Source organism: Catenovulum maritimum (genome assembly GCF_001050375.1).
Taxonomy (GTDB): Bacteria; Pseudomonadota; Gammaproteobacteria; order Enterobacterales; family Alteromonadaceae; genus Catenovulum; species Catenovulum maritimum.
Window position 1 is genome coordinate 34,251 of record NZ_KQ130497.1, and the last position, 21,138, is coordinate 55,388.

At 37.7% G+C, this 21,138-nt stretch carries 16 protein-coding genes; 14 read left to right on the forward strand and 2 right to left on the reverse strand.

Translation table 11 applies throughout. The features are described 5' to 3' along the window. The gene (locus tag XM47_RS14205) at nt 1-1,632 is read left to right on the forward strand and encodes a sulfatase (protein ID WP_077066572.1); all 1,632 of its coding nucleotides are present in this window, start codon (nt 1-3) and stop codon (nt 1,630-1,632) included. Nucleotides 1,633-1,742: 110 nt separating this feature from the next. Here the strand turns inward: XM47_RS14205 and XM47_RS14210 are convergent, their stop codons facing one another. Together XM47_RS14210 and XM47_RS14215 are read right to left on the reverse strand one after the other, a co-directional pair. Further along, the gene (locus XM47_RS14210) at nt 1,743-2,606 is read right to left on the reverse strand and encodes a hypothetical protein (protein ID WP_149865518.1); all 864 of its coding nucleotides are present in this window, start codon (nt 2,604-2,606) and stop codon (nt 1,743-1,745) included. A 178-nt stretch (nt 2,607-2,784) separates the two neighbouring features. Beyond that, nucleotides 2,785-3,735 (reverse strand): sterol desaturase family protein, encoded by a 951-nt coding sequence (locus XM47_RS14215; RefSeq protein ID WP_048693863.1) that lies wholly within the window; start codon nt 3,733-3,735, stop codon nt 2,785-2,787. A gap of 73 nt (nt 3,736-3,808) precedes the next feature. On the opposite strand from XM47_RS14215, the gene XM47_RS14220 reads away from it, so the two are divergent. From XM47_RS14220 to XM47_RS14280, 13 genes are all read left to right on the forward strand, one after another. Beyond that, complete coding sequence (locus tag XM47_RS14220) at nt 3,809-5,038, forward strand: imelysin family protein (protein WP_048693865.1); 1,230 nt, start codon at nt 3,809-3,811, stop codon at nt 5,036-5,038. 116 nt (nt 5,039-5,154) lie between these two features. Next, a complete protein-coding gene (locus XM47_RS14225) occupies nt 5,155-6,657 on the forward strand; it encodes a di-heme oxidoreductase family protein (RefSeq protein ID WP_048693866.1) in 1,503 nt (500 codons plus the stop codon). A 349-nt stretch (nt 6,658-7,006) separates the two neighbouring features. Beyond that, on the forward strand, nt 7,007-9,772 hold the full coding sequence (locus XM47_RS14230; RefSeq protein ID WP_048693868.1) for a CHASE domain-containing protein: 2,766 nt from the start codon (nt 7,007-7,009) through the stop codon (nt 9,770-9,772). Nucleotides 9,773-10,464: 692 nt separating this feature from the next. Continuing rightward, a complete protein-coding gene (locus XM47_RS14235) occupies nt 10,465-11,865 on the forward strand; it encodes an undecaprenyl-phosphate glucose phosphotransferase (RefSeq protein ID WP_048693870.1) in 1,401 nt (466 codons plus the stop codon). A 38-nt stretch (nt 11,866-11,903) separates the two neighbouring features. Beyond that, on the forward strand, nt 11,904-12,674 hold the full coding sequence (locus XM47_RS14240; RefSeq protein ID WP_048693872.1) for a WecB/TagA/CpsF family glycosyltransferase: 771 nt from the start codon (nt 11,904-11,906) through the stop codon (nt 12,672-12,674). 9 nt (nt 12,675-12,683) lie between these two features. Beyond that, nucleotides 12,684-13,760, forward strand: a complete 1,077-nt coding sequence (locus tag XM47_RS14245; protein WP_048693874.1) for a glycosyltransferase — start codon at nt 12,684-12,686, stop codon at nt 13,758-13,760. A gap of 10 nt (nt 13,761-13,770) precedes the next feature. Beyond that, entirely contained in the window at nt 13,771-14,868 is a 1,098-nt protein-coding gene (locus XM47_RS14250) for a glycosyltransferase family 4 protein (protein WP_048693877.1), read from the forward strand. Between the two features lie 15 nt (nt 14,869-14,883). Continuing rightward, nucleotides 14,884-15,792: a sulfotransferase family protein gene (locus XM47_RS14255; protein ID WP_048693879.1), complete on the forward strand. Its 909-nt coding sequence runs from the start codon at nt 14,884-14,886 to the stop codon at nt 15,790-15,792. Continuing rightward, entirely contained in the window at nt 15,789-17,075 is a 1,287-nt protein-coding gene (locus XM47_RS14260) for an O-antigen ligase family protein (RefSeq protein WP_048693882.1), read from the forward strand. Before XM47_RS14255 ends, XM47_RS14260 begins: the two co-directional genes overlap by 4 nt. Next, complete coding sequence (locus XM47_RS14265) at nt 17,053-18,345, forward strand: oligosaccharide flippase family protein (RefSeq protein ID WP_048693884.1); 1,293 nt, start codon at nt 17,053-17,055, stop codon at nt 18,343-18,345. Before XM47_RS14260 ends, XM47_RS14265 begins: the two co-directional genes overlap by 23 nt. Beyond that, nucleotides 18,338-19,357, forward strand: a complete 1,020-nt coding sequence (locus XM47_RS14270) for an acyltransferase family protein (RefSeq protein WP_048693886.1) — start codon at nt 18,338-18,340, stop codon at nt 19,355-19,357. Before XM47_RS14265 ends, XM47_RS14270 begins: the two co-directional genes overlap by 8 nt. Then, on the forward strand, nt 19,347-20,597 hold the full coding sequence (locus XM47_RS14275) for an outer membrane beta-barrel protein (RefSeq protein WP_048693887.1): 1,251 nt from the start codon (nt 19,347-19,349) through the stop codon (nt 20,595-20,597). The genes XM47_RS14270 and XM47_RS14275 overlap by 11 nt, the downstream gene beginning before the upstream one ends. Beyond that, on the forward strand, nt 20,597-21,118 hold the full coding sequence (locus XM47_RS14280) for a polysaccharide biosynthesis/export family protein (protein WP_048693890.1): 522 nt from the start codon (nt 20,597-20,599) through the stop codon (nt 21,116-21,118). The genes XM47_RS14275 and XM47_RS14280 overlap by 1 nt, the downstream gene beginning before the upstream one ends. Nucleotides 21,119-21,138 lie beyond the last annotated feature (20 nt).

Below are 21,138 nucleotides of genomic sequence, written 5' to 3' on the forward strand. Positions count from 1 at the left end.
ATGGCAATAAAACATTTCTCAATTCTGATATTTTCACTCTTTTGTCTAAGTTGTTCTCAACTAGAGCAAACTCAATCAGTTACAGATAAGAACGTAAAACCTAACGTCTTGTTTATTTCAATTGACGATTTAAGACCTGAGCTTGGTGTTTACGGTTCTAAAATTGCCAAAACGCCATTTATCGACCAAATTGCAGCAGGCGGAATTACCTTTAAAAATGCTTATGCTCAGCAAGCGATATGTGGCCCATCACGCGCTAGTGTGATGACAGGCTTGCGCCCAGATACTTTGGAAGTGACCCACAATTACGTTAAGTTTCGTCATAAATATCCTGATGTTGAAACTATACCTCAGCACTTTATGAAACATGGTTATAATGCATCATTTGTCGGTAAAATCTTTCATCATGGTGATAAAGACAGTGAAAACTCATGGAACTGGCCTGCCGCGTTCGATCAACTTCCACAAGATATAAAAAGACCAGGTCGTTATGCACTAGATGAAAATTTCCAATTACAAAAAGAAAACAAAAAAGCCATGTTTGCTAAATATGGTGAGCAAGCTAAATACGGTTTAGGTAGTGGCCCTGCAATTGAGGGTGCAGATGTCGCTGATACAGCATACAAAGATGGTTATCACACTGAGGTTGCATTAAAAACGTTAGAGCAATTGGTTGAGCAGTCAGACAAACCCTTCTTTTTTGGTTTTGGTATGAATAAACCTCACCTGCCGTGGATAGCACCCAAAAAATATTGGGATTTGTACAATAAACAAGATATTGCGCTTGCAGAACATAGTCTAGCGCCAACCAATGCTGCAGCCATGGGATTACATGCCTCGTTTGAACTTAGAACTTTTTCTAATGTGCCTAATTTTGGTGATTTACCAGATGATCTTTCCCTAGATTTAAAACATGCATATTTGGCTTGTATTAGTTATGTTGATGCGCAAATAGGGAAAGTTTTCGCTAAGTTGAAGGCACTGGATGTGTTAGATAATACAATCGTTATTATCTGGAGCGATCATGGTTACCATTTAGGTGATAAAGGTATTTGGGGAAAAGCAAGCAATTATGAAATTGCGACTCGCGTCCCTTTGATTATCTCAACGCCTGAAACCCGCAGAACAGGTAAAGCCTTGTCTACAGAAGCTTTAGTCGAGTTGATAGATATTTACCCAACGCTTGCCGAATTAGCAAATATTAGTAAGCCTAAACAAGCCGAAGGCTTAAGCTTAACACCCCTAATTACTAACCCTGATTTAGCTTGGCAAGATTCAGCTTTAAGCCAGTTTCCAACACCTGCATTAAGAGAATGGGGGGCTTACCCACTTAGAAAAGGTATGCGCGAAACTTATTTCGGTCCTTTAATTGAGCAGGTTGAAGACAAGATAAAACAGCAGCAAAAACAAAAGTGGGACAGAGAACTGTTTGAACAAAATTTAATGGGGTATTCATTAAGAACAAAAAACCATCGCTTAATTGCGTGGTTAGATACTAAAAATTTAAGCCAAAAAGCTATTTATATCGAACTGTATGATCATCAAGTCGATCCGCATGAAACGGTCAACGTTGCAGAGCAAAACCCCGAAATAGTTAAAGCCTTAGTTGCTAAGCTTTACCAAAGAATCTAATCCAGCTAGTTAAAAGGCTAAAAAGCGCGTGAAGAATTGCTCTAAACGCGCTTTTTGTTTATCTGCAAAACTTCTTATTGAATTCACGTAAGAGGATTTGTTTTTTTGATTTAGTGCTTAGCAAAAGGATCAAACACGTATTTTTCGTAACTGTTGTCTATGCCATCAATATATTTGTTTCTCAATTTAAATAACTTTCGTTTTGAGATACCGACAGATACTAATGCTTGATTAAAGTGTTGTTGCCAGAGTCGCTGTAAGCTTCCATCTTCATAAGCTGTTATTAACCCTTTTTCGATTCTATAAATTTTATTTTGATGCTCTGTACCCATAAAAAAGAAGCGGGGTAGTGGGTAATATAAGAGAATTTTTTCGTCGATAGTTAAGCCTTCGACATGGCTAAAATTTGTTAAAGCGCCATTAATTTGAGATGCACCAATAGGAAAGAAGTTACCGCGCTCATTCGCGACCATATGAAATAGGCCTTCAATATATTTTCCAGTATGTACTTTAAAGCCATTATCTTTGAGTATGTCGGTGTCTAGCCAGCCTTTGCCTTGAATCATAGAAAATGTCATCAGTTCATTGCGGGATGAAATGGAGTATCCTCTTGCTTTTAAGTCTTTCGAAATCAGTGGTACTCGATATCCAATAATGCCAAGTAAAACAGGAAAGTTTGCATGAGAAAAATTGTGTAGGGATTCTTTTTTTACTGAATTCGCAAAAATAAAATTTTCATAGTTACCTGAATTAGCCTCAACCATATAGCGGCTTGGTGGAACGGCTTCTGAGGTCACTTTTAGTTGATAAGTACCAAATTCATCAACTGTTTTTTCTAGCGCTAGGCTTAGCGCTTGGTATTCGTAACTATCCTCAGTTACGCCATCAAAAGCAGCTTGTAATGTGTATATGGTTTTGGCATAGCTTGGTGTACAAATCAGTATTGATATTAGTGCAAGCGCAGTTCTAATCATTGCAAAGCCTTCAAAGTTTATTTGGTTAATGCATGCTATCCTTTTTTGCATATGCTTAATGTTACAATAATATAAAGATCATATGTTATCAATGTTTAATTTTGGTAATCGCCACGATGGGCTCCACTTACAATTTCGGCCTAACCCCTGGCAATTTTACGCTAACTGCATTTCAGTTTTAGTTAAGGATCGCTCTTAATTGGCCCGACAGTTTAGGCGGCTTCTTACTTATTCCAAATCTAAGGATAGACTCATCTTTGCTACTAAGCCAAGATTTAAATAACCTGTCCCAAATTGCTAAACAAGAACCAAAGTTTCTATTGAAATGTTTTTCGTCTAGGCTGTGGTGAATTTGATGTTGTGCAGGGCTAATAAACAACTTTTCTAACCTTCCAAACCCAATATATATGTGGCTGTGACGTAAATTGGACAGGACTAGATTGAATGTAAAATTGAAAATATTTACACCCAAAATTTCTATCACAGTTATTTTTCCTGAGAATAGATACATGAATATGCCACTTGTTATCCCAGTCACAAATAGCCAGCGCAAATTATTGATTAAAAATTCAATGCTATGGACTCTATACAAAGTAAAAGGCGTCAGCGTGGTTGCACTGTGATGTATTGCATGAAAACGCCATAAAAAAGGGACTTTATGATACAACCAGTGAACAAAGAACCGAGAAAAATCTTCAAGGATAAATAAGCTGAAGCTAAATAAAAATATTAAGCTCAAATGAGGTAGAGAAATAAGATCGCCCATCCCAAAGAAATTTATGAGAGCTCGATTGATATTTATCGCCACAGAGAGTTGATCCCATACTATTGGGGTGAGAATTAACACCAACAGCACTTGATTACATGCCATCCAAAAATAATCATGCTTAGTAGAACGATTCCACCAATATTTTGGATTGAAAAATATGCCACTAATATTGATGTTATTTTGAGGTTTAATTTTTGTGTAGATGATCACCACTGGCATTGAAGCTAAAAGATACAGCCAATAAATACGGCTAGCTGGGTTTATTAACCAATTAAATTGTTCTGCCAATTGATTTATCCAAGCTAAATATTCTGAGTTCATAAAAAAGAAGAAAAAGTATTCATAAGCCAAGTATATCATTTTATTATTGCTAGTATAATTGATATTGCAAATGATAGTGGTTATCATTACCATGATCATAAAAGGAGATGTAATGAACAAATTTTTAATTTCAATCGCGGCTTGCTCTGGTCTTGCCATTCTTTCAGCTTGTGATGATGATACGACTAATGTATCTGAAGCTGAAGTTAAACAGAATTATGTTGCAATGGCACATGCTGCATACAGTGATTCTTTAATGACTGCTAAACTTTTAAAAAGCTCAGTTGAAAGCTTTATTGCTACACCGACTGAAGCAAATTTAGAGCTTGCTAGAGCTGCATATAAAGAGGCTAGAATCCCATACCAGCAATCAGAAATTATGCGCTGGGATAGTGTTATTACAGTTGGGGATAACCTAGATCTCGCTGCTGATGGTGGTCCTTCTAGTGTCGATGAATGGGAAGGACAAGTGAATGCTTGGCCATTAGATGAAAACCATATAGATGCCATTATTGCGGGTAACCAAGCGATTAATCTTGATCTACTCATAGCTGAAAATGGCGCAGATGATAATGATGCCAATGTGACAACTGGTGTCCATGCCGTTGAATACATGTTATGGGGCGCAGATACGCACGGCACTGATGCTGGTGCCGGAGAAAGAGCGGCATCAGATTTTGCTAATGATGGTAGTTGTGCTGATACTTTATGTCAACGACGAGCGGATTACTTAATGGCTGCGACCGAATTACTGGTGACTGATTTAACGGATATGCTTGCAGAATGGACTCCAACAGCTCAACAAACCTCGGGTACTTTGGCGCATAATTTTGTAAATAGCGATTTAGCAATAGATTACATGGTTGGTTCAATTCGTGCGATGGCAACAGATGAATTAGCTTCGGCACGTATGAACTCAGGTTTATTATTAGGTGATCCTGAAGAAGAGCATGATTGTTTTAGTGACTTAAGTCATGTTGCAATTTATTATAACTTTCAAGGTGTTAAAAATGCCTTTTATGGCAAATATCAATCGAGTGCACACTCAGTAACAGGCGCTAGCCTAGCTGATTTGATTAAAAGTAAAAATAAAGATTCTTTTAACCGAATTGATAGTGCTTTATCGAGTATTGAAACGAAAATGTACCAAATCTTAGAAGTGGGTGAACGTGCTCAAAACCCAATTAAGTTCGACCAAATAATTGGTCAGTCTACAGATGGCGCTGAAAGAGTTATCGCTAAAAGTGCAGTTAATGAACTTATATCGCTTGATGTTGAACTGGTATTGTTAAAAGAAATTTTATCTTTGCAGTATATAGATAGTGCTGGTGATGGCGATTAAATTAATCTGATGATTATTTTTTATTGGGCCTGTTTTATGACAGGCTTTTTAGATCATACGGATGGAATCTTTCGACAACATTCCCATATCCGTTCATTTTATTGCTTAGGTCGAAAATGAAAAAAAAATTATATACAGCTCTGTTTTGTTTCTGTGCACTTGGTCTTATATCTAGTTGTGGAAAACAGTCCGAGTCTACAGATGACGCTAATAAAGTAGCCCTGAATGAAAACCTTGGTGGTGGTCAATCTAGTGTTAAAGACATCACAGCAGATGCTTTCTCAGAACACTCTAGTAATATGACAGATCCTGATAGAATTGCCTTATTTAACTTAGGTAATGATTTTTTCCAAAACCCTTGGGTTGAAGGCAGTGCGAGTACTTCTTCGCGGGATGGGTTAGGCGGACTTTTTAATAATGATGCTTGTCAAGATTGTCATATCCGAGATGGTCGAGGACATGCACCAAAAGATCAACACGACACAGACTTTGATAGTATTTTGTTTAGAACGGCTAAAGCGAATATTACTACAGAACAAGAAAATCAAATGTTAAGTTCGCTTATAGCTAACGTGCCCGATAGCTATTTTGGAGGACAATTACAACAACATGGTATTTCTAACCTAGCGCCTGAAGTGAAATTAAGCGTTCAATATAGTCTTAAAACAGTAGAATTTACTGATGGTACTAAATATCAGTTACGTCAACCTAACTGGCAGATACAAAGCAATATCGAAAATAAGGCATTTGAAGTCGATACGATTTTTTCGGCTAGAGTTTCGCCTGCGATGATAGGTTTAGGTTTACTAGAGTTAATTGCAGAGTCAGATATATTAGCGAAACAAGATATTCATGACGCAAATGGTGATGGTATTTCGGGTAAAGCAAATTATGTTTGGAGTGTCCAACACCAAGCAGTCCAATTGGGACGTTTTGGTTGGAAAGCAGGTCAACCTAGTTTGCTAGAGCAATCGGCAGGTGCGTTCGTTAATGATATGGGGCTAACCAATCGATTCCATCAAACCGAAACTTGCACAGTCGAACAATTGGGTTGCAAAAATGCGCCTAATGGTAATGGGGATAGTGTTAATCAATATGATTATGAAGTATCAGATATTGTACTAGATGCAATCGGGTTTTACTCGTCTCACCTTGCAGTACCTGAACGGAGAAATATCAATAACGAGCAAGTACTAAGAGGCAAAGCTTTATTTGCACGAGCCGGCTGTTTAGCATGTCATACTGAACATTATAAAACTGAACGAGATAGTGAGCAGCCAGAGTTATCTGAACAAGATATCTTTCCTTACACAGATATGTTGTTGCACGATATGGGGGCTGAATTAGCTGATTTTAACCAGCAAAACCAAGCAGCTGACTCAACCATGCTTTACGAATTTTTAGCAACAGCATCAGAATGGCGGACCCCACCTTTATGGGGAATTGGGTTAGCAAAAACAGTCGATCCAAATGCGACATTTTTACATGATGGTCGGGCCCAAACCATAATGGAAGCTGTACTTTGGCATGGTGGTGAAGCTGAAATGTCTAAACAAAAAGTTTTAGATTTCAACCAAGCGCAAAGAGAGGACCTACTCGCTTTTTTAAATGATCTATAAATTGCATTAGCTCGGCTAACGAATTTCTATTAATTCAGTTGCCGAGTATTTCTTTATCTTTATTTGGCAGCAGCTTATCTGCCTGCTTTTAATTTACCAACTCAAGCTATTGATATTGTTTGGTTTTTATTTATTGAAAGGCGTTTTTCTTAGAGCAAGGCGAATCTGGGTACGTCAACACACCCTAGCGAATTCAACGCACCTAATACTCTATTAGCGAGGAAAAACTGCCCTAGAAAGCAAGTTATTATCCCGTATTAAGGTTATTTAATTTTAATATAGACAATTATAGGTCTAGACTAAACTAAGTACACTGTAAGTTAGCTTAACTGATAAGGGATTGCCTTTAGTGTTCCAGCCTAGAAATCAATTTTTTAATGTAAGTTTATATTTAACCCTTGCCGTAAGTTATTATTACGCAGGTGCTTTATTGTCTAGTATTTCGGCTCAAGCTCAAGTCGTGCCCGTATGGCTTCCTTCTGGTGTTGCTTTGGTCGGTGCTTATCTTTGGTGTTGGCGATTTCTCCCCGCAGTTTTTGTGAGCTCTGTTTGCTTTAATTTATTTTCTCAACCGGGTTTTGAGTTCGCTTTACTATCAGCGGATTTAATTAAGCAAGTTAGTCTGATAGCCTTTGGTGCTAGCTTACAAGCTGGAGTTGGTGGATTTATACTGAGACGTTACACTGGTAATATTCTCGAGTTGAAATCAGATAAGTTAGCCGTCGTTTTCGTCTTTATTGTCGGCATACTAGTTAATACTATTTCGTCTAATATAGGCGTTTATTCGCTTAGTCTATTTAATCCTAGTTATAGCATCGAGAATCATTGGACCAATGTTCTGATTTGGTGGGCTGGCGATTCATTAGGTGTTTTGCTGGCGACGCCTTTTATTTTGGCGCTAATTAAATTTAAAAAGAAAAATGTGAGTGTAAAGCAAGACTATGTACTTGTTGTAACACCTATTATTCTCTTTTCGATTGTATTATTGACGACGATAATTTTTTCCAGCAATAACCAGCGGAGTGTACTTGAAATTGTTGATCGTGAAGTTGAGGTTATTTCAAATAGTTTACATAGGCAAATTACCAAGAATTTAAGTCACATTCAAACGGTTGCTAGCTATATTCAATACAACCCCCACTTAAATCAGACAGATTTTTTGAAGTATGTTAAACCTATTTTTTTACAAGAGCATGCAATACAGGCTTTTTCTTGGAATCAGGTTGTGCCTCAATCTAAAGAAACTGAATTTTTCCAAATGCTGTCTGAAGAATTAGAACAGCCAGTTGGTTTAATTGGCCAACCGCTTGATGAAAGCGATCCCTTAATCGTCGTAAAGTATGTCTTTCCATTTGAAGACAATCAAAAGGCACTTGGCTTTAATGTCAATTCGAAAAGTGATCGTAAATTAGTGTTGCAACAGGCGGCTGATGAGGCAATTCCTAAAGCGACTAAAATAATTCAGTTGGTACAATCAGTGGATCCTGAACCCGCATTTTTAATTTTTGCGCCTGTCTACCAATTAATAAAATTAGAAGCTGAGCAGGGGATTTACCAACAAAAATTATTAGGATTCGCGACGGGCGTGTTTCTAGTTGAAGAAGTGATTGACCACGCAATTAATATCAATCAAAAGCAAATGTTTGAGTTTGAATTGGTGGAAGCGTCGAGCCGAAAAATTATTGCAGCTAATACAGGGCAAACCCTGATTAGTCTAGACCAATTCAAAGAAACTAAATTGCTTTCTTTTCCGCAAAGCGGGCAAACTTGGCAACTGTACTTAAAACCTAAATCTGAATTTGTTCAGCACTATCATGATAATATTGCCTATACGTTACTGGTTGCTCAGTTATTTATCATTGCTTTTATTATGCTACTGATTTTAATTATGAACAGTCGGCAATTTTTATTAAATCGTATGGTTACAGAGCGGACTCTGTCGTTAAAGCAAGCGAAGCAACAGTCAGATAATGCCAATTTAGCCAAAAGTCGATTTTTAGCGAATATGAGCCACGAAATTCGCACGCCACTAAATGCCGTAATTGGTTTTTCTCAATTGGCATATCAATCTAAATCATCCACTGAAATTAATGATTATCTTCATAAAATCGAGAAATCTTCCACCACTTTATTAGGGATAGTGAATGATATTTTGGATATTTCAAAAATTGAATCTGAAAAGCTGGTATTAGAAAAAAGCTTATTTGATATGCATGATGTGATTGGGCGTATCAGTGTGATGTTTGAATCAAGTGCTAACAGTAAAGGGGTAGAATGGAAGCTGATAGATAATTTGCCGCAATCGCTTTGGTATCTAGGTGATTCAGTGCGAGTGGAGCAAATATTAATTAATTTATGCGGGAATGCTCTTAAGTTTACCCAGCAAGGCCAGATTAGCCTAACTGCGAGTTTGGTGAACCAAGAAGGTGGTTTAGCTGAATTAAAATTTGTTGTCGCTGACACAGGTATTGGAATTGCGCCAGAAGCGCAAGCCATTTTATTTGATGCGTTTACTCAGGCTGATTCTTCAACATCGCGTAAGTTTGGTGGTACAGGGTTGGGCTTAGCGATTGCTAAAGACTTGGCGAACTTGATGCAGGGCGACATAGATTTAAATAGTACAGAAGGTCTAGGGTCTGAATTCACAATAAAGATTAAAGTACAAACTAGCTTAAAAGCACCAACAGAACGAAAAACACTCGGAAAATGTGATTTTACCGGATGCAAAATTTTAGTTGCGGAAGATAACGAGATCAATCAAATGGTCATTGCCGAAATGCTTAAGACATTTGGCGTTGAAACCTATATTGTGGAAAATGGAGCGCTAGCACTTGAAGCGCTAGAACAGCAATCATTTGATTTAGTTTTGATGGATTGTCAGATGCCAGTTATGGATGGCTATCAAGCCACGGCGGAAATTAGAAGTCTAGTTCAATTTGATGAGTTACCTGTTATTGCCCTAACTGCAGATGTAATGCCAGAAGATAAAGCCAAGGCAGTTACAGTCGGATTTAATGCCCATCTATCTAAGCCACTAGATATTAATAAATTATCTGACTGTCTGCATAAATTTAGCCGTGCAGGCACAAGGTTAAGGGCGCAGGATTCAGAATAGTTGGATTCAATATCCAGATACGATTTTTCGGAAACGCTTCACTCATTCCTTACTTTTCTGCTATTGATTCACTTTAATTAGTCGCTTCATTTCAACTCAGTTGTAACGACTATGTAGCTGGTTTACATGTATTTAGCTTTTATTTGAACCAAAGTGATAAAATTGACTGGGTTGCTTTAGGGCAAAATGCACTAGGCTAGGGAGACTTCATTTAAATCAAATAATTTCAGTTTAAATGACCAAGATTAAGCTAATGGATTTAAATTTAATTTTGGAAATATATTTCTTACCGCTAGATTGAAACTAGCCCAATTTTATTAGACTAAGCACGATTCTCGCATTTTTCTGGCTAAAGGTCAGTTTCATCCTAGATTCCATAAATTCAAAAAACTGGACTGTTTAATGCAGTTTTATCTAACAAACAAGATGATTAATATTTAATTGTTGCCGTTTTGTTACTGACTCTCTAAAGCATTATTAGAATAATAAAAAACCAAATCGATGCTATGTCGAAGTAGAGCCAAGATAGCAACACTCCTCATGAAATAATTAGGTTAATTACCTTAGATGCTTTTTAAATAAGTGTGTTAGCTCGTACTTTGTAACAGCTAAGGCATTACCCACTTAACCGGTTACCGGAGTTGAGTTGTACTGGTAGTTGATTATGACTAAATCAATTGTCGAGGTGTTAAATGGCCACACAGGGAATTATAAGAAATAATATAAATCAATTTGCTTTTGTTTATCGTGCGATTGACTTTGTTATTCTTCAATTGAGTTTAGTCTTAGCTTGTGGGTTAACTGGTGGTCATTACGACTTAATGTATTTTGTTGTCGCTTTAATCGCGAATCTTGGATATTTCTTTACCGCAGAATTATTTTGGTTGTATCGCTCTTGGCGAGCAGGCGTATTAAAAGAAATGTTATTTTATGCTTCGCTTAGTTGGGGAGTAATGATACTCGCGACCTTATCTTTCATCTTTTTTAGTGAAACTGCAGAACACTTTTCTCGACTTGTCCTCGCGCTTTGGTTGTCATCTAGTTTAATTTGCTTACTGACTTGGCGTATATGTTTTCGTTATTTCTTATTTTCAATTCGTAAGCAAGGGCTTAATACTCGCTCAGTAGGTATTATTGGTGTCACCGAATCAGGAAAACAGCTTGCCCGTGAAATTCTAGATAGACCCGAAACTGGCTATAAATTAAAAACTATATTTGATGAAAGGTCTATCGAGCGTATCGAGCCTGAACTCAGAGAATGGTACAAGGGAGATATAGCACATGGTGTTAAGCTAGCAAAACGAGGCGCAATCGATGTTTTGTTTATTGCTTTACCCTTAAGTGCCAAGCCAAGAATTGAAACTATTTTACGTAGCCTTGGTAATACCACGGTTGACGTTCACCTTATTCCTGATTTTTTCATCTACAACTTACTTCACGCACGTATGGGTCAGGTGGGGGAGATTCAAACCGTTAGCGTTTATGACACTCCAATGCGGGGTGCCGCTTACATGATGAAGCGAATTGAAGACTTATTTTTGGCGAGTGCAATTTTATGTGTTATAGCGCTACCCATGATGTTTATTGCCCTTGGCGTTAAGCTCAGCTCTCCTGGCCCCATTATTTTCAAGCAGGATAGATATGGCATGGATGGTAAAAAAATTAAGATTTGGAAGTTTCGTAGTATGACAGTTACTGAAAATGCTAAGGAGGTGACTCAGGCAACTAAAAATGATGCGCGTGTCACTTGGTTTGGTGCATTTTTGCGTAAAACTTCGTTAGATGAATTACCTCAATTCATCAATGTACTCCAAGGCAATATGTCGGTCGTTGGGCCTAGACCACATGCAATTGCACATAATGAAGAATATCGAGAAATCATAGATTACTACATGCTAAGGCACAAAATGAAACCTGGCATCACAGGTTGGGCACAAATTAACGGCTGGCGGGGTGAAACAGACACCTTAGATAAAATGCAAATGCGAATTCAATTTGATCTTGATTATATTCGAAATTGGTCACTCTGGATGGATTTCAAAATTGTCATTTTTACTTTTTACAAAGGTTTTGTTGGCAAAAATGTTTATTAGAGAGTGTCTTGATTAATTTTCTGTTTTAAGGAGCAAAAATGAAATTTGAAGATATCAAATCAGTCAATATAGGTGGCATACCGACAGCTTGTGTTAGCCGTTACGAACTCGCTCAAGTGATTGGTGATTATGCCTCGCAAAATGAACCTAAACTGCAAGCGGCCAAATTGATATTCAGTGCCAATGGTCATAGTATTTCTGAAGCTAATACAGATAAAAAATATATGAAAATCATGAACTCAGCTGATCTAGTTCATGCTGATGGCCAAAGTGTGGTTCAGTTTTCAAAATGGGTTGCGGGTAAATCAAAAGCCATTCCAGAACGGACAGCGACAACAGATATGATTCATGATATTCCTAATTTTTATCAGGCACCGATTCGGCATTTTCTCCTAGGAGGTAAACAAGAAGTGGTGGCATCGGCAGCCAACTTACTGGCAGCTAAATATCCTAATTTTATTCTAGCTGGGGTTAAAAATGGTTACTTTTCGCAAGCTCAAGAAAATGAAATTGTGGAACAGATAAATCAATCAGATAGCCAAGTTCTGTGGGTTGGTTTAGGCAAGCCTAAAGAACAAGAGTTTTGTATTAGAAATAAAGATAAATTAACAGTGCCTATCGTTATCTCTTGTGGTGGTTGTTATAACTTTGTCACTGGTGATTATCAAAGAGCCCCAGCATGGATGCAAAATCATGGTTTGGAATGGCTACATAGAGCCATGACTCGTCCTAAACATTTATTGTGGCGATACATAACGACAAATCCTCATGCAATTTATTCTGTGTTAAAGCATATGAGATCGGCTTAAGGTGTCAATATGAAGCATATTGTTTTATTTTTACATGATTTTCGAGGTGGTGGTGCAGAGCGTGTTTCAGTTCGCCTCGCCAATGGTTTAGTGGATTTAGGCGCGCGCGTTAACCTGATTGTACTTAATGATACAGGGCCGATGAAAAATGAGCTAAATCCCAGCATTATGATTCATGAGTTAACAGCTAAACGTATGGCATTTTGCCCATTAGAGTTAGGGAGTTTAGTTAATCACTTAGCGCCAGATATCGTTATTTCACATATGACGCATGCAAATGTGAGCGCGTGTTTAGCGGCTAAGTTGTTCGGGTTTTCGCATAAGCTGATAGTTGTTGAACATAATGTGATGCAGACCAATTTTAAAATCGTAAATTCAGTTAGCGTAAAATTAGCCTACTTGTTAACTAAGTTAGTGTATCGAATTCCAAAGAAAGTGATTGCCGTTTCAGCTGCCGTTAAAGGCAGTATCACTCGTTTTACCGGTGTAGAAAATATAGAGGTAATTTTTAATCCTGTGGTGAATCAAGACTTGCTGGATTACAAAGTGAGTTCAACCAAGTATGCGCACCCATGGTTTCATCAAGAAATGCCTGTTTTTGTTGCGGTTGGTAGTTTAACGCCACAAAAAAACTTTAAGCATTTACTCAAATCATTTGCCTTATTGATAAAAAACCAGCCAGCTCGTTTACTAATACTCGGTGAAGGACCACAGCGAGCAGAGCTAGAATTAGACATAGTTAATTTGGGCATATTAGACTCGGTTGAATTATTGGGCTATGTCGGCAATGTTTATGATTTCATTGCTCAAGCAGATGCCTTGATTATGTCGTCTGCTTGGGAAGGCTTACCTACGGTTTTGATTGAAGCTTTATCCTTATCAACTAAAGTCGTTTCGACTAATTGTGAAGGCGGTTCTGCAGAAATTTTAGCTCAAGGTCAATATGGCATTTTGGTGCCAGTTCATGACTGTCATAGTTTAGCGCAAGCTATGAAAGAGGTATTAACCCGTTCTTTTGAAGATCTCAAACAAAGAGCCAGTTTGTTTAGTATTGATGAATCTGCTCGTCAATATTACAACCTATGAGGAAAGATAAATGAAAATTATCGGCATAGTAACTCATAATAATTCTGGTGGGGCACAAAAAGCTATGGCTAAGCTGCAAACTGAATGTAGTAATAAAGCCATTGATTTTGGCGTTATATATTTGTACGGTGATAGCCAAGATACATCAATGAAAAATGGTATTTTCCTTGCCGACAAGCAAAGTTTTGTACTTGTTCGTTATCTTGTATCAGTGGTTAAGCTCATACAGTATTTAGTGCATCAAAAACCGGATGCGGTTATCTGCTTTTTACCTTTAGCTAACTTATTGGGCGCTTTATCGGCTTGGTTGGTCGGCATTCCAAATCGTTTAATTTCGCACCGGAATCCAGTTTCTAGTTATCAACCGATATTAAGATGGTGTGATCGATTAATCGGGGCAACACCTGTTTATACTGCTGTGATATGTAACTCAAATGCGGTTAAAGATTCTCTTAGTCGCTATGCTAAAAGCTATCAAAAAAAAATCAGGATTGTATATAACTGTGTTGAGTCAATTCAGCAGACTGGTAGAACTTTGACAATACGCCAACAATTAAATTTACCTAAGCAGAATAAAATGATTTTGTCAGTTGGTCGATTGGAACATCAAAAGAACTATCATTTTGCGCTAAATGTGCTAACTCAAGTTAACCAAGCAAATCTAGTGATTGCAGGGCACGGCTCTTTGTTGAGCGAATTAGAAGATTATGCTGCGCAGCTTGGGGTTTCAGATAGAGTTACATTTTTAGGGGCGCAGCCAAGTGATAAGGTCCGGACTTTGCTCGGAGAGTGCGATCTATATATACAAACGAGTACGTTTGAAGGCCAAAGTAATGCTTTGCTTGAAGCTATGGCCTCTGCCTGTCCAATTGTATCTAGTGATATTGCCGCTCAGCGTGAGGTTTTAACAGATAGCAACCAGGCTGAAATCGGGGTGTTGCTCACATTAGAATCCGCCCAAAATTGGGCGCGCGAGATAAATAAATTGTTATTTGATTCTCACAGATTAAAGCATTTAAGTGAGTCTTCTTTTGCTAGAAGCCAGAGTTTTACACCGTCTGCCATGGCGGAAGGTTTTTTAGCTGCTTTAGCTGAGGCACGTATTTGATATGAGGGAAAATTTATGAATCCGATTTTTGTGGTTGGCTGTCAACGCAGTGGTTCAACTATGTTGGGGGCGATTTTAGGCACGCATTCTAAAGTGAGTGCTATCCCAGAAGCACAGTTTATAGCGGATTGTGTGCCAGAGTCTCCGAGTAATATGGCAGCGATTTTAGCTCAGATCCAATCTCATTATAGATTCAAAATTTGGAATTATACTTTACCAGATTTACCTAAAAATATTAGCAGCTACCCAGAGTTAATTCGTTGGCTGGTTACTTGCTATGCGGCAGAGGTTAACCATAAGCGCCACATGGCGTTTTGGGTTGATCATCAACCTGGACATATTAAACATATTTGTAAGCTTGCAAAGCAGTTTCCCCAATTAAAAGTTGTTCATATTATTCGAGATGGTCGCGCTGTGGCGAATTCTTTGATCCCTCTGGATTGGGGTCCCAATTCCATTCACCGAGCCGCTTACTATTGGCAGCAAAGGCTTGCTTATGGTTTGGCCCTAAAAGAGTTTTTGCCACAAGCTTATTTTAGCATTAAGTATGAAGATATTTTGCTGAAGCCCGAGCAGAGTATTCAGTCTTTATGCGATTTTATTGGCTTAGATTATGAGCCAAATATGTTATCGGGAACTGGTTTTAAAGTGCCTAAATTTACCCAAAGCCAGCATGCGTTAGTGGGTAACGGGGTGAATGCTAAACGTATCGATAGTTGGGTCAATCAGTTGTCTTGTCGTGAGGTTGAAATTTTTGAGTCTGTTACCGGTGACCTCTTGTCTTATCTAGGTTATGAAAAAATTTCAAACACAGCGCGCGGCATGACAATGCTCGAAAGAGTTAAGTTAGATGTATTGCACTTAATCAAAGGTTTAACCAATAAAGTTCAATTTCAAAAAAGGGTAAAGCGAAGTATAGGATGATTATAGAACGCAGAAAGTTAGAGTATTATCACAATATTATTGCGCTACTTTTAATTGGTGGGGGCATTCCTACCTTATTTTCTGTGTCACTTGATTCGCGCTCTGAGTCTAATCCATTTAATCAAATCATTCTGATTTTGTTTACTTTACATGCTGTTATTTATTGCTGCCGACGGCCTAAAGCTATTTTTGCTCAAGTGCTTCAACCTAATGCTGTGTTTATTTGTTTTTTTGGTTATTTGTTCGCTTCTGTGCTGTGGTCCGCAGATAGCATGCTGACGTTTCGTCGACAAATTAGTTTTATGTTGTCATTGCTGTTTGTTTTCTACTTATTGCACAAATACGATTTTGAGCACTTAATTGAGATTTTTTATCAAAGTTTAAAGTTAATTCTAATTTTTACTTGGATTGCTGTGCTTTTCGGAGTCGGTGTTCATCATGGTGATGGTCACGACGGTTTGATAAAAGGCTTTAGCGGTAATAAAAATAACCTAGGTTTGTTTATGGCTCTAGGTACAGTCTTGAGTTTGGTTTATCTGAAAATACAACACAAACGGATTGATTTAGTTTTTACTTTAGGGTTTTTAGTGACCTTGTTGGCGACAGGTTCTAAAACTTCACTCGCTTGTGTTTTTATTGCGGTGTTTTTTATGACACTCGTTTATTACATGACTTTTGGCCGTTGGCCTTGGTCATTTTCACAGATAAAGATCACTTCCAAGCTGAGTAAGTTATTTGTCTCGTATTTTAGCTTTATCATGATTATTTGTACTTTTGTCTTTGTTTTACCTGTCGTTGTTCAAATGTTGGGACGGGAGTTAACTTTTACCGGTAGAGCGACCATTTGGGAGTATGCATTAATTATTTTTCAAGATTTCCAGTTGTTTGGAGCAGGGTATCGCTCATTTTGGATAGATAAACTAACCGCTGACTTTTATTTTTATAATCCCTATTGGGAAAACGATGATGGCATGTCAGGCATAGTTGGTAACGGCCATTCAGGCTACATGGACGTTATGTTAGAACTCGGGCTTGTCGGTATCGTTTTTTGGTCGGTTTGTTTATTTGTGGCAATTCATAGTGTGTTTAAGTATGTCGTTAATTACGCTAATGGTGAGCTCTCTGTCGTGAATTATAGTTTAGCGATTGTCTTTATGATGTTGGTATATAACTTCTTTGAAACTAATTGGTTACATCAAAGAGGTAATTTAGGTTGGCTACTTTTTTTAGTTATAGTGTTTAAAGTTCGTAAGGCTAAATATGACCAAGAAACCTCTATATGATATAGCTAAAGTTATTTTTGTACGATTTAGCTCATTTTTGTTTATTTACCCTTTGGCTATCTTATTATCGCGTCAATTAGGGGCAGAAGGTTATGGCTTGTATGGCACTTTAATGGCATACATCCCTATTATTGCAACGATTTGTATTTGTGGTGTCGATCAGTTCTTAGTAAAACAGTTGGCTGAATCTAACCCTGCGACAGGTTTTACTAGCAATTTGACGCGTTACTTTAAGTTGGTTTCAGGTCTGTGTTTTGGTGCCTTATTATGTCTGGCGTGGATAAACCTTGAATTCAATTTATTCCCTATCGCTGAGTTTATTACGGCATGTTTAATTTTAATATTTTTAGTTATTCGTAGAGTTCAAACTGCTTTATTAAGAGGAATTAAACTGCCAGTTCCGACACAAGTGGCTGAAAATATTGTCCAGCCAATAGCGACCCTATTTTTAGTTTTAATCGGTATTTTATGGTTCGACTTTACTGTGTTAAGTGCACTCATTCTTTATTTAGTCGGTTTGTGTTTATCTGTTTTGTTCTTGTCTTTTAGTGTTAAAAAACGGTTTAGATTAAAGCCAGCCGATAACGCTTCTGCTTCTCTCGGTTTGAAGGATGTCGCGCTGACATTGCCATTTTTAGGCTTGGCTTTAACTAATGACATAGCGACTTATATCGACCGTATTATGCTGGCCAGTATGCAGGGATATAGTCAAGCGGGTGTGTATTTAGTCGTTGCGCGTAATGCGTCTTTAATATTAGTGGCAGTAACGTCTATTCAGTTAGTGATTAATCCTTATATAGCCGAGTTTAAAGCGAATCACTCTAAACAGAGTTTAGCTAAGTTGGCGAGCTATCAAGTTGTTGGGCAAACCTTATTATCAATAACCGCCTTATTACCCATTGCCTTGATAAGCTTATATGTTGGCGATATTTTTGGCAGTGAGTTTAGCTCAGCCGCTGGTCCTTTGATGATTTTAGCCACGGGTTATGTGGTGACTATGGTGCTGGGCTCAGGGGTGCAGTATTTGTTTATGTCGGGCTACTCTTTATTGGCATTTCAAATAGTGTTCTTTGCGACTTTGCTCAATGTGATACTTAATTTTTTACTGATTCCTGAATTTGGAATTTACGGCGCGGTTTATGCAACTATTGCATCTGAAGCTTGTAAAAAGCTATTAGCTGCCTTTGTTGTAACGCAGAAACTTCAACTTAGAATTGATTTATATCCAGCTATATTTTATCTGGCTGGTAAGCGAGCTCAATATGGATAATAGGCTAGGATATTTCGATATAGCTAAAGGTTTAGCCATACTTTTAGTTGTTGTTTACCATAGTTTAGAGGGGATCATATCTGTATTTGATTTGCCTACAGGTCACTTTATATATGCATTGGCAGAGTGGTCTAAGGTTTTCTTAATGCCGACTTTTTTCTTTGTCTCTGGGTGCTTAGCACAAAATACCATAGTGCAAGGAAACTCAAATAAAATCATTAATAAAATTAAAGATTTACTTTATCTATATATAATTTGGAGCTGTATTATATATATCAGCCGCTTGTCGCTAAACTCGATTACAAACACTAATATGGCAGCGGATGAAATTGTAAAAATATTTTGGGATCCATTACCGACAATTTGGTTTGTGTATGCTTTAGTGATTGCCTTCAGTTTTACTTATTTAGTTAGAGGAGTAAATCGGCATCTGGTGATCGTGTTTGCGATTGGGATGAATATTTTAAACCAAGTATATCCTAGCTTGTTTGAAGGCTTTATTTTAGAGCGGGTTTGCTGGCTGTTACTTTATTATCTGATTGGCTTTTACTATTTTCATGAAATAAATACCCTGATCCGAGAAAATTCAAGGACTGCTCTTGGTTTTGTTGCTATTTTCGTTTTATTAAGTTTGACCTTTATTTTAACCGACAGCCGAATAGATATTCATAACAGTATCTTACTGTCATTATTATTTGGTTTTGGCTTTTTGTCTTCTTGCCTTGTATTAGAGCTTAACTTACAACCTAAAATAGTGCTTTTTTTGCGCAATCTTGGGGCAGCTTGCTTATTTATTTACTTAACTCATTTTCCAATACCGGCTGCAACTCGGTTGTTATTGATGAAGTTAGACTTATATAGCCATGCCTTATCTATCTATTTAACACTCATTTTAGCCATAAGTTTGGGTTTGATTGCTCAGCATTTTGCCAACCGATCTTGGTGTAGTTGGCTATTTTTCCGACCTAGAAACATGATAGGGAAAATTTTAGGGAGAGTGAATGCTACATAAAACAATGGATAAGCTGAACTTAAAACTGAGTGGCAAATTAACCAGGCATAAACAAGCTTATCTGCTGGTTGTTTTAGCTCTGGTGACTTGGTCAAACTTAGCGTCTGAGTTTTATGATCCTGCCTCTTTGTCAGGCACCAGAGGAATACAGCTTATACCTGAAGCGACAGTTAGTTTACAAACAACAGATAATTTATATTTCCAAACAGATAATACGACTCGTTCTAATCTTATATGGTTTAAACCTAGCGTGAAAGCTGGATGGGGGGATGGTTTAAATTATGCTTGGTTAGCTTATCAAGCACAGATTAAGTCAGTCTCTCAGTTTAAGCAGGACGACTATAGCGATCATCAACTCCAAGCCGCCGTTAAATATGATGTGCACAGTAAACACAAACTTAAACTGTTAGCTGATCTCTCTAGTTTACACCAAGAGAGGGGAACAGGATTAACTGAACGAAATTATCAACTGATAGATTCACCATTAAATTACCTCTTCACCAATTTATCGAGTTCGTATAAATATGGCGCGGAAAGTGCAAAAGCTATGTTAGGCGTTGGCTTAGCATACAGTAAAAAACAGTATCAAAATTATCAGACACTGACGACTGGGCGAAATTTCGAAAAACAGAAAATCTGGACAGATTTTGAATATGACCTCGGGCCTGTTACAGCAACAACTTTTGATTTGACGACAGAAAAATTGAATTACGATTTAGCAGATGGAACTCAGATTAATCGCAATCACAGAACCGACAAATTCTTAATCGGGATAAAGTGGCAGGGATTAGCAAAAACGACAGGTCGATTAAAGCTAGGTTGGCAAAGAAAAATATTTGAGACGTCTCAGCAAGCCAACTTTTATGGAACCGCAGTTGATATAGGTTTGACTTGGCAGCCTAAAACCTATTCAAGTTTTAGTTTTAATTTAGCCAAGTCGGCTAAGGATTCGGAGACCGAAGGTGCTTTTATCAAGCTAATTGAGTGGCGATTTAAATGGTTGCATGAATGGTCAGAAACAGGCGCGACTCGAATGGAATTGACTCGAAATCATCAAAATTATATAGGTCAATCTGGCCGAAAAGATACGGATTTAGCTATTTTAGCTGCTTACGAATTTAAACTGACTCGCTGGTTTAAAGCAGATATTCATTTTAATCGACAAGTGCATAAATCTACTTCGGCGGATCTGACTTTCGATAAGAATTTAATTGGTTTTACACTAACAGGAGGTTTGTAATGGTATTAAAGCGTTTGCTTATATTGGTATTTTTATGGTCAGGGACATTAAACGCGGCACAAAATGACTATATTTTAGGGACAGGTGATGCGATACAGATACTCGTTTACGATGAGCCTGATTTAACTTTTCAAACACATATAGGTAAAGATGGAGATATTACTTTTCCATTTTTAGGTGAAATCAAAATATCAGGTAAAACCACTCGGCAAGTACAAAACATAATAACAGAAGGTTTAAGAGGGGATTATTTAACTCACCCCAGTGTACAAGTATCGGTTGTGGATTATAGGCCTTTTTATATTCATGGAGAGGTTAGAAAACCAGGTGCTTACCCATATAAACCCGGCCTAACTATAGACCAAGCGATAGCTTTAGCGGGTGGCATGACAGAGCGGGCTTCTGAACAAAAAATTTTTGTAAAAACAGCGGTAAATCAAGCGGTCACTGCGGTAAATGTTGATATTGGATTTGTTTTATCGCCCGGGGATACGGTTACGATTCGACAAAGTTTTTTCTAGCCAAAACTAAGGTAGGTCAC